Source organism: Rothia sp. HMSC065C03 (genome assembly GCF_001837295.1).
In the GTDB taxonomy this organism is placed as follows: domain Bacteria; phylum Actinomycetota; class Actinomycetes; order Actinomycetales; family Micrococcaceae; genus Rothia.
In genome coordinates this window covers 696,554-713,277 of record NZ_KV831978.1, presented here as the reverse complement: position 1 = coordinate 713,277, position 16,724 = coordinate 696,554, and the positions used below count along the sequence as shown (strand labels likewise).

The window sequence follows — 16,724 nt, the reverse complement described above, 5'->3', positions numbered from 1 at the left end:
CGCGGCGACTCATACAACTATACAGACCCCAAACCGGGCATGCAAGCCAAAAACGCGATTTGTAACCAAGCACACAAAAATAGGGGCTGTTGGGTAGAAAGCAGTTGGGTAGAAAGCAGTTGGGTAGGAATAGGGGCTACGGGGCAGTGCCAGGGGTAGAACATACAGGAACGGGGTGGAAGTGAATCACTTCCACCCCGTTCCCGCAGAGACCGCTAGAGCTAGTCGGTAGGAGCCGTATCCAGTGCAGGCCCCGGATCTAGAGCGAGGACGCTAGACCCGTGAGCATCCGGTATGGGCTACTCCCCCGCTGTCTCTTAGGCTTAGCCTCTTAGTCTTAGCGAGAAGCCGAGGCGCTGGCGCTGGGCTTCGCGCTTGCGGGGGCGCTTGCAGAAGCCGCGGCACTGGGAGCTGCAGAGGCGCTCGGAGCCGCAGAGGCACTGGGCGCTGCCGAAGCCTTAGCGGAAGCCGCGCTCTGCGCCTCCTCAGCCTCCAGAGCCTTCTTCACGGCTGCTTCCAGACGCTTCTGAGCCTCACCGTAGGCAGCCCAGTCGCCCTTCTTCATTGCCGCATCAGCATCGGTCATCGCCTTCGAGGCATCCGTCAGAGCCTGCTTCAGCTCCGAAGACTGCGAAGCCGACGAACCGCCGGTCGAAGCGCCCGAAGAACCAGAAGTACCAGAGGAGCCAGAGGCAGAAGCCGAGGGGCTAGCCGCCGAACCGTCCAGCTTCGCACCCGAAGAGCCACCGAACACCTGGTTCAGCGCCTCCTCCAGAGTCGGAGCGAAACCGACCTTATCGCCGAAGCTCACCAACACACGCTGCAGACGCGGGTACTTAGCGTCACCGCTCGACTGCACGTACACCGGCTGAACGTACAGCATGCCGCCGCCCACCGGCAGAGTCAGCATATTGCCGTTAATAACCTCAGACGAACCGCGGCGCAGCAGGTTCAGCTGGTTCGACACCTCAGCATCAGAGTTGAAAATGTTCTGAGCCTGACCCGGACCAGGAACCACCGAAGAACGCGGCAACTCCAGCAGACGCAACTTGCCGTAATCGGGGCTACGCTCGCCGTCCTTACCGGTACCGGCATCACCATTAGCCGCAAGGAAGCCATACATCACGTTACGAGAGTTCGAATCGCTCTGCTGAGGAATGAACGTAGTCGTCAACGAGAAGTGCGCGCGAGAATCGCCGGGCATCTGCAGGGACAGGTAGTAGGGCGAAATCGGCTGGTTACGATCATTGGTCGGGTCGTTCGGAATCGACCAGACATCGTCACCGGCGTAGAAGCTATTCGCGTTCGTCACGTGATACTTATTCAGCATGGTGCGCTGAATATTGAACATGTCAGTCGGGTAACGCACGTGACTCATCAGCGAAGCGTTCATCTCACGGTAGCTCTTCACCGTGCCAGGGAAAACACCCTGCCACGCCTTCAGCACCGGATCCTCCTCATCCCACGCGTACAGGGTCACCGAACCGTCATACGCATCCACAGTAGCCTTCACCGAGTTACGGATGTAGTTCACCGAGTTAGAACGCTGAGCACCCGCAGCGGTTGCCGCATCCTGGGAGCTACCCTGCGCGTAGGGGAACTGATCGCTCGTAGTGTAAGCATCCACAATCCACTGCACGCGGTTATTCACAATCGCCGGGTACGGCTTAGAATCCACGCTCAGGTACGGCGCCACCTTACGCACACGATCGAGCGGGTTGCGTTCGTACAGAATCTGCGAACCCTCACGCACCGCGTCCGAAAGCAGAATGTCAGAGGACTGGAACTTAATCGCGTAGGACAGGCGAGCCAGCAGCGAATCAACGCGAGGACCACCGTAACCGGCGAAAGTGTACTTCGCATCGGAGGCGTTGGTTTCCTCAGCGGAAAGCGGACGGTCCAGCTCCAGGGTGTCGCCCTTACCGCCCACAATCGAGTACTCCGGCGAGCTCATGCCAAAGTAAATACGCGGCTCATAATCCTCGCTCAGGGTACCGGTCGCTTTAATACCGGACTGCAAGAACTTCGGGTTACCCGCAGAATCCACCTGGTTACCGTACGCGGCAATCACACCGTAACCGTGGGTGTACACCACGTGGCGGTTATACCAAGAATCGCCGCTCGTCTGCGCCGGGTTCAGCTCACGAGCCGCCAACACCGTATCCTGCGTGGTGTTACCCACCGAATAGCGGTCCACCGACAGCTGCGAATCAAAACGGTAGTACGGGCGGAACTGCTGCATCTGAGCAAACGCCGAGGACACAACATTCGGATCCAACAGACGGATATTCGCAATGGTCGCGCTCGAAGAGCTCAACGCACCGGCGCGGGTATCAATCGTCGCGTCATACGGAGTGGTCTCAATCTTGTCCAGACCGTACGCGTAACGGGTCGCATCAATATTGCGCTGAATGAACTTCGACTGAGCACCCTGCTCATTCGGAACCACCTGGAAACGCTGGACAATCCACGGGTACAGGCCGCCAGCAACCACGGCAACAATCACCAGCATCGCGGTGCTAATCAGCGGCAGACGCCAACGATTCATCGAAGCAGCCACCATAAACATGATCGCCACCAGCAGAGCAGAAATCGCCAAAATAGCGTTCACCGGGATCGACGAGTTCACGTCCGTATACATTGCGCCAGCCCAACGGCCCACCTGCTGCTGAGTCGACGAATAGCGATCCAGCCAGAAGCTCACCGCACGAGTCAGCAAGAACGCAGCCGCCACGACCGCCGCATGACGACGGAACGCCGCGGTAGTGCTCACACCACCCGGCTGCACCTTAATGCCGCCGTAGAAGTAGTGCATAAACAGACCCGCGAGCGCCGACAGCACCACAGCGGAGGTCACCAGAGTCACCACCATGCGGAAGAACGGCAACGCAAACAGGAAGAAACCGTAATCCAGACCAAACTCGGGGTCCGTCTTACCGAAGGACTGCTGATTGAAGAACAGCGCGACGGTGCTCCACTGAGTCATCGTCGCCGAAGCAATGAACAGACCCAACAGCAGCGGAACCGCAATCAGCAGAACCTTACGCGCCTTATCCACGCTCTCGTGGTAGCGGCGCATACTCTCCTCAGCACGCTGCTGACCAAATACGTCACGCAGCATCTGCTCGGCAGCATCCGTGCCGCTCGTCGGCACGCTCTGATTCGGGTTCGGCGCCTCCTGCGGCTTCTTCTCGGACGCCGGCGCCACATCAGCATGACGGACCGCGTAGGACATCGAAGCCCACAGCGGCACAGCAATCACCACGGCAGCCACCACAAACACGGCTGCCTTCAACAAAATCTGGGTAGTGAACACGGTGCTATAACCCAGCTGATCAAACCACAGCCAGTCCGTGTACACCTGGGACGCACCCACAAAAGCAGCAATGAGCACCGCCACCACAGCAATCGTCGCCCTCAGGGGGCTACGACGCTTAGGCGTTGACTTCTTCGGCTTGGGATGCGCGGTGTTATTGGTCGACTCAGACACAATTCCTCGCTCATCATACGTTCAGAGAAAATAACTGCCTTTAAGTATCTCAGAGGTAACGCAGAAGGGCAGAACCTCGTAGAAGCTCGGGGCGAAATATGACCGGTTGAGAGGTTTTGGGGCGCGAAATGCTGAGATGAGAGGTGCTGGCGAGGATTACGGAGACGCAGACGAGGACAGAGAATAGGGCACAGAACAGCCCCGGTACCGTAAAGTACCGGGGCTGACTTCTACGCTATACGGGTGAGAACCTTGCGGAGAAAAACGTTATGTTAGGAACCGCAGCGGGGCAGGGAATCATCCGGGGTGCCAGACTTAATTGCCTCGACCGTCTTCACCGCCTCATCCAGGGTCGACACCGGCACAACCACCATCGTGCCGCGCACCTGACCGGCGTGATAGTAGTTGAACAGGTCGGGATCCTGCGCCTGCATCTTCACAATCGAATCGCAGTTCTCCCTCGGCGCCAAGAAATAACGCGCACCGTAACGGCCCGTCGCAAGAATCTTGTACTTGATACCGCCAATTGCGCCGACCTTACCGTTCGCATCAATCGTGCCGGTACCCGAAATGTAGCTGCGGTACGGGTCGCCTCCGGCGTCCTCATCAGCGAGCAGAGTACCCTCGCTCAGCTTATCGACCGTGCCCAGAGCCAGCATCAGACCCGCGCTGGGACCGCCCACGCCATCCAGGTTGTACTGCACGTGCGCCGGCAGGTCATAGCTCTGCTTCAGGCCAGCACCCAGAATCCAGCGGCTATCGTCGCTCGAACGGACCGGGGTCAGCTTAAACGTCTGCTGCTTGCCGTCACGTTCCACAGTCACGTCAATCGGCGAACCGTTCGACGCGTTCACCGCCTTCGGAACATCGGTGAGGGTCTCAATCTGCTTCTCCCCCACCTTCACGATGCGGTCGTCACCCTTCAGCACGCTCGCCGCGGGGGAACCCTCCACCGTGGTCAGCACCTGAACCTTCTCAGTCACGGGCATCTTCAGCTGACGCATCGCCGCGACCTTCGCCTGAGTCTGCGAATCAGCCATCTGCGCGCCGGTCGCAGCCGTCGCCTGCTCGTGGCTCACATGCGGGTACAGGGCGTCGGTCGGCACCACGAGGCTGCGGTTACCGTCAAACGCCAACCAGCCGTAGAACGCCTCCGCACCCGACAGCTCAGTGTATGGGCCACCCGAAACCGACACCGTGGTCATGTTCATCTTGCCGAACGTCTTATAGCTCGGCGCGCCAGAAACCTCAATGACGTCCTTCTCCTGGTACGTTCCGAGCACATCAAAGAGCGGGCCGGGGCCCTCCTTCACATAGGAACTGGGCAGAACAAAAGCACCAGCCAGCAGGGCGCACGTCGCCACAGCGCTCACCGAACGCAAGTTCACGCGGCGCGGCGCAAAACGCGAACGGCGCTTAGCCGCCTTCTCATTACTCTTCACGCTCGCGGAGGCGGCGTTCGACTGTTGCTCAGCATCAGGGGTGGACTTAGTCATGGTTTCTACAGTACCGGATAAACCTGCTTTTCAACACGCGGGCGGGCACCGTTACCCCGCTAAAAATAGAGCCCCAGGAGGCGTTTACTCTCTTGCCCCCGCTCTTGCCCCCGCCGCGCTTTGTCAGCACCCGACGGTGACAGCGGCACGAAAAAGCTCCCAAAACCCGATCCCAAAGACAAGCTTGTGTGCCCTTAGCTGATTAAGCCGCCTCCACAGCAATGGCACGGGAAATTCTCAGCAAAAATCGGTAGGCTGGACAGCGAGCGGGCCAGCTGCGCCCACCCCCGGATTACGAAAGGCTTCACATGTCTGAGAACCCCACCGGCGGCGCCTCCAACGAGCGCGACCCCCTCGAAGAATTCATTAAGAAGATGCAGGAGCAGGGCTTCGACCCCTCCGCAGGGGCAACCGGCCAGGGCGGTAAGGGCGCCTCCTCCAACGCGCAGAACCCCTTCGGCGCGCTCTTCGGCGAAGGCGGCCAGAACCCCTTCGGCATCAGCATCGACCCCGAAGACCTGAAGAACATGGGCATGAGCTTCGACCCCGCCATGATGCAGAGCATGTTCGCGCAGGTACAGGCAATGTTCTCCGGCGCGGGTGCATCCGACAGCCCCAGCGGCGTGAACTGGGACAGCGTGAAGAACCAGACCCGCCAGATGCTCGCCGCCAAGGGTGAAGACCCCTCCGTACCCGAAAACCTCAAGCGTGCCGTAGAAGACGCGGCGAACCTCGCAGACCTCTGGCTGGATGCCGTAACCACCATTGAGCGCCACAACCACCCGGTGCAGGCATGGTCCAAGGCGGAATGGGTTGAGCATTCCTTCGACTCCTGGCGCGAAATGGTCGAGCCGGTCGCAGCCGAAGTCACCCAGTCCATGGTCATGCCCGGCGCACCCGAAGACGTGCCCGAAGAGATTTCTCAGATCCTCAACAGCGGCTTCTTGAACAACATTGGTTCCGTAATTTTTGGTGCGCAGATGGCTCAGGCGCTCGCGCAGCTCGCCGGTGAAGTGTACTCATCCACCGACGTGGGCTTCCCCCTCGCACCCGGCTCCTCCGCGCTGTTGCCCAACGGCTACCAGCAGCTCGCCGACAGTATCGAGGTTCCCCCGCAGGAGGTCCTGCTCTACCTTGCCGTGCGTGAATCCGCGCTGATCCGCCTGCACAAGGCAAACCCCTGGCTGCGCGAAGACCTGGTCCAGCTCGTGGCGCGCTACGCCCGCGGCATCCGCGTGGACATGAACCGTATGCAGGACGCCGCATCCCAGGTGGACATGAGCAACCCCGACGCCGTGCAGGAAGCATTCGAAGGCGGCATGTTCAGCCCCCAGCGCACCGAAGACCAGGAACTGGCGGTACAGCGTCTGGAGGGTCTGCTCGCCCTCATCGAAGGCTGGGTATCCGTCGTAACCGAGGACGCGACCCGCAACCTGCCCAAGGCACCGCAGCTGACCGAAATCATGGCGCGCCGCCGCATCGACGGCGGCCCCAGCGAGCAGGTCTTCGAGAACCTGGTCGGCTTGGAACTGCGCCCGCGCCTGGTGCGTGAAGCACAGCAGTTCTGGCGCTGGTACGAAAACGCCCACGGCATTGAGGCACGCGACGGCCTCTGGGACACCCCGGAGACCCTACCCACCCCCGCCGAGCTGGAAGACTTCACCGCATACGATGCGCGTATGAACGAAATCAGCCTGGACGACGTGGACTTCGACTCGGAGCTGCAGAAGCTGCTGGACGGCGGCTTCGGCGATGCGCCCGAAGAAAAGTAAAGCTGAGCGAAGTAACGCTGAGCGGCAAAAGTAAATAGCTGACACCTCGAGCGGGGGTGGCTTGTGTATTCACAAGCTACCCCCGCTCGAGTGTTTCGTTTGGTTTTTGCTTCTTTGATTTTCGGGAAGCGCTTTAGCCAGCTGGATTTTAGCCGGAGAGATTTTTAGCCGGCGCTGTTTTCGCCGTGCTCGCCCCGTTCGCCCTCAGCCCGCGAGCGCCCCAGCGCGTACCCCTCCAGGTAGGCCTGCGCCCGCAGCAGCTGCGGGTAACGCGCCTCCAGGGCACGGAACGCCGCCGAATGATTCGGCTGCTGCAGGTGGCAGAGCTCGTGGTGAATCACCGAATCCAGCACGTACTCGGGCACGCCCTGCAGCTCCGAGGAGATGCGGATCTGTGTGTTCGCGTAGGTTGCCGAGCCCCAGCGCTGACGCTGGTTGCTCACCCAGCGAATCGACAGCTTCTCGAGCCTGCCCGAGGCAACCAGCTCCGGCAGGTTCTTCTGCGCCAGGTGCAGAGCGCGGGAACGCAGGTACTCGTCCGTGACCGTCAGCTGCGTGGCACGCTCACGGCGCGCGGCACGACGCTGAATGCGCGGCAGCAGGCGGGCAATATGCTCGTCAATCTCTTCGCTCGTACTCGCGGCGGGAATGAGCAGGCGGTAGGCGGGGTTGCCGTGCTCATCCACACCGTCACGCTGCATGCTGATGGTGCGGGTGCGGCGCGCCGAGCGGACCAGCTCAATCTGCGGGCGGTCCTCGGTGGCGGGCAGAATCTCACGCTTAAAACGCTGAGCCATAATCTCCTCTTCCCTTCGACGAACGGCGAGGCTGAGCCGAACGAGGCTGAGCCGAGCGAGCCTGGCTATACGAGGAGCCGGCGCTCTCAGCCCTGCGGCGGCGCTTCGCCGGATCGATATCGTCCAGGAAACGCGAACGCTTACGCTGACCGCGACCGCCCACGGTGCGGGTCATCGTCCAGGTCAGCCACAGGTACTTGCGGGCGCGCGTAATGCCCACGTACAGCAGGCGGCGCTCCTCATCCACCTCGTCCGGGGTGGTCGCAAAAGTAATGGGCATGAGGCCCTCGTTCAGGCCGCACAGGAACACGGCGTCCCACTCCAGGCCCTTAGCCGCGTGCAGGGAGGCGAGGGTGACGCCGTTGACCTGCGGTGCGTCGTTGAATTCGCTGCGGTGGTTCAGGGTCGCCACGACCTCGTGCATGGTCAAAGGTAGCGGCTCGGGCACGCCCGGGCGCGGGTTCGCGCGGTGCTCCTGAAGCTGCTCTTGGCGGTGCTGCGCCATCATGTCCACCATGTGCACCAGGGCGGCGAGAGACTCCCACTTCTGGCGGGTGGCGCCTCCCGAAAGGGGGCCCTCCTCCTTATAGCCGAGGCCGCCGAGCACATCGCGGGTGTAGCGGGTGACGTCCTCGGTACCGTCCGTGGACTTCGCCGAACCGCGCAGGGCAAGCATCGCCTGCTTGACCTCGGGACGCTCAAAGAAACGCTCCGCGCCACGCAGCTGGTACGGAATGTGGGCGGCAGCCAGCGCAGACTCAATGGCCGCCGACTGTGCGTTCGTGCGGAACAGCACCGCAATCTCCGAAGGCGGCACGCCGTCCTTCTCAATTAGGTCGCGGATATCCTCGGCAATGCCGGCGGCCTCCTGCTCATCATCCGCGTAGCCGAACCACTCCACATCCACGCCGGGGCCGCGCTGAGACATCAGCTCCAGCGGCGGCGCCCACGAATGCGGGCTCGAATCCGGATGCGGACGGCGCGCCGCCAACAGGCGGTTCGCCAACTCCACCACCTGCGAATGGGAGCGGTAGTCGCGGGTCAGCTTCACCGTGTGCGCGCCACGGTACCGGCGCGCAAAATCCAGCAGGTAACGGCTGGTCGCGCCGGTAAAAGAGTAAATCGTCTGGGAGGCGTCGCCCACCACGCAAATATCGTCGCGGCCACCCAGCCACACATCCAGCAGACGCTGCTGTAGCGGGGACACGTCCTGGTACTCGTCCACCACAAAATGGCGGTACTGGTTGCGGACGGTCGCGGCGAGCTTCTCGTCCTCCTCCAGCATGGCGATGGTCAGCAGCAGCACGTCCTCAAAATCGATGAGGTTACGCTCATCCTTCAAATCCTCATACGCCTGGAAAATACGCTGCATATTCTGCGGGGTAACCGCCGAAGGCAGCTGCTTCTCGCTCAGACGCTGCATGATGGTATCCGGGGTGAGCAGCTGAACCTTCGCCCACTCAATCAGCGACGCCAAATCACGCAACAGGGAACGGTCCGTGCTGATGCGCAGACGGTTCGCCGCCTCCGTAATGAGCGCTGCCTTATTCTGCACGATGGACGGGAACGTACCGCCCACCACCTGCGGCCAGAAATACGCCAGCTGACGCAGCGCCGCCGAGTGGAAGGTACGCGCCTGCACGCCGTGCGCACCCAGCTGGTGCAGGCGGGTACGCATCTCCTCCGCCGCGCGCAGGGTGAAGGTCAGGGCGAGTACGCGCGGGCCCTGGTAGCGACCGATCGCAATACCGTAGGCGATGCGGTGCGTAATCGCGCGGGTCTTACCGGTACCGGCACCCGCCAGCACGCGCATGGGGCCGTCCAGCTCGGTGGCGACCGCACGCTGATCAGGGTCAAGCCCGGCGAGGATATCGTCTGCGGAGATCATATGCTGAGGCTGCTGAGGTGTGGCGGTCATAATGCTCCATCAGTAAGGCGGGCGGTACGGGCAGGCGGCATGCGCTCGCGCGGGCATACGGACGTGCGTGTATGCGGGTGCGTGAGGCGGTAATAGCCGGTCTTCCATTGTATTCTCCCAGGCTGTGTTCTCCAGACCCGCCGCGGCTTCTTAGCTGTTGCTTTCATTCAGGGCGTGAGGAACCAGCCTCTTTTGGAGTGGGCAAGTAGAAGCTCAACAGGCAGCGCAGGCGAGCGCGTTTAGGCTTGTCCACATGTATCTTCACCACTTGGCATAAAGATCCTAAAAACTACTAAACGGCACACATTGGTTTGGTAACCTTAACCCGTGACTTTATCTCCCCTTCAGCTAGCAGCCATCGTCTCCGCCGGAGTGCCCGGGATCTACCCCGTCGGCGCCGAACCGGTCCGCGAAGACAGCGACGACTTCGACTCGGCAATCATCGCCGATTCCACCGGTCGCCGCTGGCGAGTGCGCGCCCCGCGCCGCCCCGACGCCAGCATGCGTCTGGAAGCTGAACACCTCATCCTGCAGTCGTTCAGCCCCGGCCTGCGCGCCCGACTGCCCTTCGCCGTACCCACCGTCGCCGGCACCGTACCCTACGCGGGCGGCAACGTGTTCGTGTACACGCACATCCCCGGCACCATCTACGACGTGGACCAGCTCGCCGAGCTGAGCCGCCGCGAAGTTGCGGCGAACCGCCCCTCCCTGGCGTCCATCATCGCCAAGGACATTGCGACCCTGCACGTGATGCCCGAAGACATCATTTACGAAGCCGATCTGCCCTCCTACTCTTCGGAGCAGATTCGTCTGCGCAAGAACGCCGAGCTCGAGCGTGCCGCCGCAACCGGCAAGGTGCCCGCCGACCTGCTCGCGCACTGGCGTACCGTGCTCTCCCCCGGCCCCATGTGGCAGTTCCGCCCGCGCGTGGTCCACGGTGACATGGGCGCCGAGAACCTCGTACTGCACGTAACGCCCTCGACGGCGCGCATCGTGGAGGTCACCGGCTGGTCCGATGTGCACGTGGGCGACCCCGCGCAGGACTTCGCGTGGCTGTACTCCTGCCAGGACATCGACTTCACCGACGAGGCAATCGAGGTGTACCGCCAGCAGATGCCTCAGCTGCCCGACGCCTACCTGGCGCAGCGCGCGAACTTCTACGCAGAGTTCGCGATCGCCCAATGGCTCACCCACACCGTGGAGGTTGGCGACCGCGACGGCGCAACCCACGCGGTGTCCATGCTCCTGGACATTCAGGACGACCTGCGTGCCTCCGGCGAACTGCTCGGACAGGAGGAGGTCGGCCCGCTGGTCGGCCCCGCCGAATAGATATTGGTCGGCCTCGCCGAGTAGCTCATAGGGTAAATAGCCGCCAGGTTGTTGCCCGCCAGGTTACCGCATAGGTTTTTCAGTTCAGCCCCGCAGTACTGCACTGCGGGGCTGAGCTGTATCTACTGGGTTGTATATCCGCTGGGTTGTATATCCGCTGACTCGCGCCCGGTGAAACCAGCTCTCCTGACTGTCTGTCACTGACTGTCTGCCAAACCGACGGGATGATGCCTATAAGGGCTAGTGGAGGGGCTTTAGTGGGCTTTTTACCGAAATTTCTTTAAGTGTTTCCCCTCACCTTTTGAGCACCAGTTTTGCATTTTTGTGCATGAATGACTCAGATTAAGGCTGAGACTTGAAGGTGTGCTAAAGGTATTATTCACAATATTTCCCAGGTGCTAATACGCCACAAACCCACATAAACCAACTTTTAACCCCTAGAGTCCACAGAGCCTCAACTTCACCTTGAACTATGCTCAAAATAGTGCATTTTAGGGTAAAAACTTACCCTGTAGATTTTTTCAAAAACTCCTGGAATACTTTTGCTGTGCCGCGAGAATACCAGCGGACACACTCCCCATAGCGCACTGACCAGCGCTGATATCGTGGCAGCGATAAATTGGGGAGACAGATTGGACGGGACCCTGACCGGTCATGTCAGACCCGAGCCGGATTCATGCACCGCGCAACCAATCACCGATGGCAGAAATCTATAGAGTTACTTTCGAGGTTGTGTTTGAGAGTAAAGACGCACGCAAACCCCACGGGGCGCCGACGGCGCGAGTGAGGCCGCGAGAGCGGCAGTCGTTCGGCGCGATTCTTTCCCGGAGCGTGCGAGGGCACGAAGTACCTCTATAGTTCTTCAGCGGCTGAGGACGCCTCATCACCCTAATGCAGTGGGGTGAAGAGGCGTTCTCTGCCATTAACCGCAGAAGTCCACACAGAAAAGCAGCTCACGAGGCGCAAAGCCTACGTGAGCTGCTTTTCTGTATTCGGTTATTGGCTCAAGCTAACGCGCGAGCGCATGTCTCCGCCGCCTAGCCTTGCCGCTTAGCCTTGCTGCCTAGCCCTTGCGTGCCTCACGAATCACCTTCGCCAGCTGCGCCTCCGTGGGCAGGCCGCCGCGGATCTGGTGATCCCACACCTCCGCAACGCCCTTGCCGCCCAGGTACACGAACACGGTGCTGATACGCTCCGGGTCCACGCCCATAATGCGGGAGAACGCGATGCGGTACAGGCCCAGCTGGAAGCGTCGAGACTGCATGGTCGCCATCTTCGGGCGGGAACCGCTCTTCCAATCCACCAGGACCCAGCGTTCGCCGTCCTCGTCCTCGGTACGGAACACCGCGTCGATACGGCCGCGCAGGCTTACGCCCTCGATGTGGGTTTCGACCGGGTATTCGACCGCCCAGATGCGGTCCTTCCACTCGTTGCTACCCCACTCGCTGGTGGCAAAGCGCTCCCAGAGGCGCTGAACGGAGACGTCCAGTTCGCTCTCGGCCTCCTCGAAGTCGTCCTCGAAGGTGAACTCGTCCTGTTCCTGCAGGTCAGAGGGGTCTGCAGAATCAGCGGGCGAGGTGGAGGTGGAGGTGGCTGAGGCGGCAGTAGAACCAGGCAGGTCAACGCCCACCGTGTCTTCCGCGTCGGGTGCCTCCAGCGGGTCGGCGCTCGACGCCACCCCGAAGTGCTCCTCAATCAGCGCGTGCACCGCCGTACCAATCGTTGCCGCGCGTGAGGGACGCTGAGGCACCGGGCGCATCAGCTGATGCACCGTGCCCTGCGGGTCCTCGCTCAGGCGAATGAACGTGGATGCGGACAGGTGCCCCGGCAGCTGATCGCTCAGCACCGGGTCGGTCTGCCCCATCATGAGCAGCAGCAGGTCGGCTTCGCGTTCCCAGTCCACCGCCTGCTGGCGCAGGGATTCAGGAATGGCGGACTCGCCGTGTACAGCGAGTACGGCGGGTGCAGGGTGGTTTGCGCTCTCCCCCGCTACATCCCCGCTCTGGTGCAGGTCATCCTCCCCCGCGCCGACAGCGAGCTCCACCGCCAGGGCGGCACGCTCCACCGCCTCGCGACGGCTCGAGGAGTTAATCGCAATCTCACGTTCCAGCTGCTCATGCTGGCCGCGGCGAAGCACCGCCTCCGTGCCCCGATTGAGGGCATCATCAGAAGCCCAACGCCAAATCACGGGTCGCTCCAGCGGGTCAAAAGGCCACATGGCGGTCAGCACCGCACCCAGGTTCGGGTTCCTGTCCTCGTAGTTCTTCTGGGCGAACTGGCCGCGCACCTCAATCGGCAGCGCCGCCGCCACCGTCGGCGAGAAACCGGGCTGAGGCGGTTGCGCCTCACGCCATTTCTCCCGCTCGGTGGCTTCGATAATCCATTCGGGCACCGGCAGGTTCAGGCGGGTACAGTTCTCCGCCACCGTGCGTGCTCGTACGGAAGGAGCCGCCAGCTGCCAATCCTGCGCGAGGGCGGGGGCCATGACCTCAACCAGCGCCCACGCGTAGCGTTGCACCTGCTCGGCGTATTGTGCCTGAGCGTTCGCACGCGCCTCCGCCTGTACGGGAGTGAGCTCGTCAGCGTCTACGGGGTAGAGTTCCAGCTCTTCCAGCAGCGCCGCCTCATCGGGGGCGGGCGGCAGGTTCGAGGGGTCCACGACCGTACCGTGCACCAGGGTCACCGGCTCCGCCAGGCGGTACTTCGACTCAGCCAGCTGCTCAGCCCAGCGGCGCACATGGTTCAGGTGCACCTTCTTGCGCTTATCGGCGGGGTTCGGCATCGTGTACGACAGGCCCATGCCCACCAACTGCGGCGCTGCCCAGGGGGTATCCATTGTCTCTTCGAAACGTACAGAGGGCGCATCTACCGTGGGGGTGCCCATGTCAAAGAGCGACTTGAAAAGCATCTCCATCAGCTCCTCCCAGAAGGGCTGCACCGGCAGGGGGAGCATAGCGGCGCTCTTCCAGCGGTAGGCGCTCATCGCCAGCAGGTTACGGGCACGGGTCATCGCCACGTACATGAGGCGGCGGTCCTCCATGCCGGCATGCTCGGCGGCATCATCCTTATGGTCGGCCAGGTAGTCTTCCAGGTCCTTCGCCTTCTCGAAGGCGGTAATCTCCTCCGGGGTCTCAAGGATCGAGGGAAGGTACTCGCGGTCGCCACGCAGCGGCCAGGGCAGAGCCGTATTAGCCGACACCTGCCACAGGTTCGGGGTCTGCCCGCCGGTCGCACTACCGCACAGACCCGGCAGAAGCACATAATCCCACTCCAGGCCCTTCGCCGCGTGCATGGTCATCAGCTGCACCGCGTTCGGGTCAGGCTCCACAGCGCCCAACGCCAGGCCCTTCTCCTCATCATCGGCACGCTCAAGCCACGCGAGGAAGCCCATCACGTAGCTCACGCCGCCCGAAGACAGCAGGAAGCGGCGCGCACCCGGGTCGCCCTCCTCCGCGCTCACGCCGTCAGAACCGGCGTAAATCATCGCGTTAATACGCGGCGCCGACATGCCGTAGGCGGCGGCCACCTCGTGGAAAGCGTCCAGGTTCGCGCGTGAACCCAGCGGGTCGGTACCCGGGCGGACCGCCAGCTCAATATCCAGCAGCATGGTCCGCTCAATCTCGTACAGCAGCGTGCCCAAGTCCTCGCTCAAACCGGCACGCAACACGCGCATCTGCTCAGCAAAAGCACGCAGACGCTCCAGCGCAGCCGGGGAGAAACGGCGGCCGCGGTACTGCTCACCGTAGAGAGGTTCGCCGTCCGCGCCGTCCTGCGGCAGGTTCTCCACCGCCTCAATCAGGGAGGCGTAGCCGGAAGAATCCTCCACCGCACCCTTGAGGGTTTCGTCCAGGCGTTCCTGGGCGGCACGCAGGTGCTCCGCCTGCAGGTTGATAGCAGCAGCGTCGTCGGCGTCTTCAGCCTCGGCGAGCATACGCAACGCCAGCTGCTCACGCAGGGCACGCTCACGCTCGCGCACCAGCGACTGCGCCCAATCGCCCAGCGCCAACATATCCGCCGCGCCCAAACGCCAACGCGCACCCGTCAGCAGGCGCGCCAGGGCATCCGAACGGTTCGGATCAGCCAGCACACGTAGCGCCGACACCAAATCCACAACCTCCGGCTGGGAGAGCAAACCGCCCAAACCCACCTGCTGCACCGGAATACCCAGACGCTCGCACTCCACACGAATCGGGTCCAGCTGACCGTGCACACGCGCCAACACCGCAATCTCAGGCATCTTCAAGCGCGGACGCACAGAACCATCACCGGAACGATGCGCCGCGTAGGCGCGCTCATACTCGCGCACCGCCTGCGCACGCATCGCCGCAATACGCTCGGCAATAGCCACAGCCTCCTCGCGGTCAGAGTCGTGGTACGTCAAATCAACACGCCCCACCATGCCCGCGGCAGCCTGCTCAAAAGCGGGTGAACCAGGCTCCCCCACCAGGGCGCAGCGCGGGCGCAGGTCAGGAACCTGAGCGGCGGTAATATCGCCGTCGGCGGCACGCACCCACTCGGGAACCTCCTTCAGCTTCTCTGCCACGTGGTTCGCCGCGTTCAGCACCGAAATGTCGTTACGCCACGCGATGGACAGGAACAGCGGCTGCACATGCTTAGTCGGGAAATGACGGTAGAAGCTGAACATCTGACCGTCCGAGGCACCACGGAAACCGTAAATTGACTGCTTCGGGTCACCCACAGCCATCACCGGATGCGCCGGAATACCCGCCGCCTCATCGGCACCGTAAATCGAGGAGAACAAGCTCATCTGCGCGTGCGAAGTGTCCTGGAACTCGTCCAGCAGAACCACCTTGAAGCGGGCACGCTCACCCTCGCGAATCGCCGGGTCAGCCTCCGCAATACGGGCGGCAAAACGCATCAGGTCACCAAAATCCAGCACCTGCATGCGCGCCTTCACGCGGGCGTAGCTCATCGCCATGCGCGCGTACACTCGGCGGTTACGCAGCAGACGCTGAACCTTCTGAATGTCTCTCTCAGTCTTCGTCTCACGGCGAGGCTCGGGCACCGCCGCATACGCCGCCAACTGCTCGGTACAGAAGTCAATAACCTGTTGCGGCTCCACCAGGTGCTCCGCGCACTCGTCAGAAAGCTGCAGCATCTGGTTAATCATGGTCGCCGCAGACACCGGCACGCCGTCCTTATCGAGGGGAAGCTCCCCCTCCCAGTACTGCACAATCTGCGCGGCAAGCTGCCACTTCTGCGCATCGCCAAGCATCTGCGCGTCCTGCTCCACGCCCAGGCGCAGACCGTACTCCTTGACGAGGTTATTCGCGTAAGAGTGGTAGGTGAGCACGGTCGGGTCAGCGATGCCTTCGCGTAGCTCCTCATCGCTCGGGGCGACGCGGCGGCTACGGCGTAGCGTGTTCAGGCCAGCACGCATACGGCTGCGCAGCTCGGTTGCCGCCTTGCGGGTGAAGGTCACGCCAAGCACCTCTTCAGGGCGCACAAAACCGTTATCGACCAGCCAAATCACGCGGTCAACCATGGTCGCGGTTTTACCCGAACCGGCGCCCGCAATGACGAGGGTCGGGGCGGGGCCCGCCTCAATCATGCGGACCTGCTCGGGGGTCGGCTTCTTACCGTCGGCGCCGTTGAGCATCTCGGCAATGTCAAGGGCACTGCGGTAGTCGGCAGGCTTCAGCGCGGGGTCATTCCCGGCGGCTTCAGCAGAGAAGAGCGTGCCGTTGGGCAGCTGCCAGCTATTGTGCTCGCACCACTGGGCGGGGGTGAGCATGCCGGTGCCAGAACCGGGGTGAGCGCCGGGGTTAGTAGCGCCGGGGTTAGTAGCGCCCTGCATATCAGCGCTATATGCGCCAGAGTCAGTCATGATTCCTCTTCCTCATGGATCATTCTCATGGGAGGTTCGGGGTGAGTGATATCGAAAGTAAACGTAGGGTACGC

At 62.2% G+C, this 16,724-nt stretch carries 7 protein-coding genes; 2 read left to right on the top strand and 5 right to left on the bottom strand.

From position 1 onward, the window contains the following. Positions 1 to 337: 337 nt before the first annotated feature. Both HMPREF2605_RS03150 and HMPREF2605_RS03145 read right to left on the bottom strand, forming a co-directional pair. Entirely contained in the window at positions 338 to 3,490 is a 3,153-nt protein-coding gene (locus tag HMPREF2605_RS03150) for a UPF0182 family membrane protein (protein ID WP_070846887.1), read from the bottom strand. A 272-nt stretch (positions 3,491 to 3,762) separates the two neighbouring features. Continuing rightward, positions 3,763 to 4,986, bottom strand: a complete 1,224-nt coding sequence (locus HMPREF2605_RS03145; protein ID WP_070846886.1) for a YlbL family protein — start codon at positions 4,984 to 4,986, stop codon at positions 3,763 to 3,765. 308 nt (positions 4,987 to 5,294) lie between these two features. On the opposite strand from HMPREF2605_RS03145, the gene HMPREF2605_RS03140 reads away from it, so the two are divergent. Beyond that, complete coding sequence (locus HMPREF2605_RS03140; RefSeq protein WP_070846885.1) at positions 5,295 to 6,758, top strand: zinc-dependent metalloprotease; 1,464 nt, start codon at positions 5,295 to 5,297, stop codon at positions 6,756 to 6,758. A 164-nt stretch (positions 6,759 to 6,922) separates the two neighbouring features. Here the strand turns inward: HMPREF2605_RS03140 and HMPREF2605_RS03135 are convergent, their stop codons facing one another. Continuing rightward, on the bottom strand, positions 6,923 to 7,555 hold the full coding sequence (locus tag HMPREF2605_RS03135) for a M48 metallopeptidase family protein (RefSeq protein WP_049341880.1): 633 nt from the start codon (positions 7,553 to 7,555) through the stop codon (positions 6,923 to 6,925). Beyond that, positions 7,539 to 9,473 carry an ATP-dependent helicase gene (locus HMPREF2605_RS03130; RefSeq protein ID WP_070846884.1) on the bottom strand — a complete coding sequence of 645 codons (1,935 nt, stop codon included), beginning with the start codon at positions 9,471 to 9,473 and terminating at the stop codon, positions 7,539 to 7,541. The genes HMPREF2605_RS03135 and HMPREF2605_RS03130 overlap by 17 nt, the downstream gene beginning before the upstream one ends. A 327-nt stretch (positions 9,474 to 9,800) precedes the next feature. Between HMPREF2605_RS03130 and HMPREF2605_RS03125 the strand changes: the two genes are divergently transcribed. Further along, positions 9,801 to 10,802 (top strand): phosphotransferase, encoded by a 1,002-nt coding sequence (locus HMPREF2605_RS03125; RefSeq protein WP_049349437.1) that lies wholly within the window; start codon positions 9,801 to 9,803, stop codon positions 10,800 to 10,802. A gap of 1,063 nt (positions 10,803 to 11,865) precedes the next feature. On the opposite strand, the gene HMPREF2605_RS03120 is transcribed toward HMPREF2605_RS03125, so the two are convergent. Beyond that, on the bottom strand, positions 11,866 to 16,650 hold the full coding sequence (locus tag HMPREF2605_RS03120; protein ID WP_070846883.1) for an ATP-dependent DNA helicase: 4,785 nt from the start codon (positions 16,648 to 16,650) through the stop codon (positions 11,866 to 11,868). Positions 16,651 to 16,724 lie beyond the last annotated feature (74 nt).

What these genes read in the sequence shown, in the direction of transcription:
- HMPREF2605_RS03145 (WP_070846886.1), bottom strand. Translation starts at nt 4,986, where the DNA reads ATGACTAAGTCCACCCCTGATGCTGAGCAACAGTCGAACGCCGCCTCC.
- HMPREF2605_RS03140 (WP_070846885.1), top strand. Translation starts at nt 5,295, where the DNA reads ATGTCTGAGAACCCCACCGGCGGCGCCTCCAACGAGCGCGACCCCCTC.
- HMPREF2605_RS03135 (WP_049341880.1), bottom strand. Translation starts at nt 7,555, where the DNA reads ATGGCTCAGCGTTTTAAGCGTGAGATTCTGCCCGCCACCGAGGACCGC.
- HMPREF2605_RS03130 (WP_070846884.1), bottom strand. Translation starts at nt 9,473, where the DNA reads ATGACCGCCACACCTCAGCAGCCTCAGCATATGATCTCCGCAGACGAT.
- HMPREF2605_RS03120 (WP_070846883.1), bottom strand. Translation starts at nt 16,650, where the DNA reads ATGACTGACTCTGGCGCATATAGCGCTGATATGCAGGGCGCTACTAAC.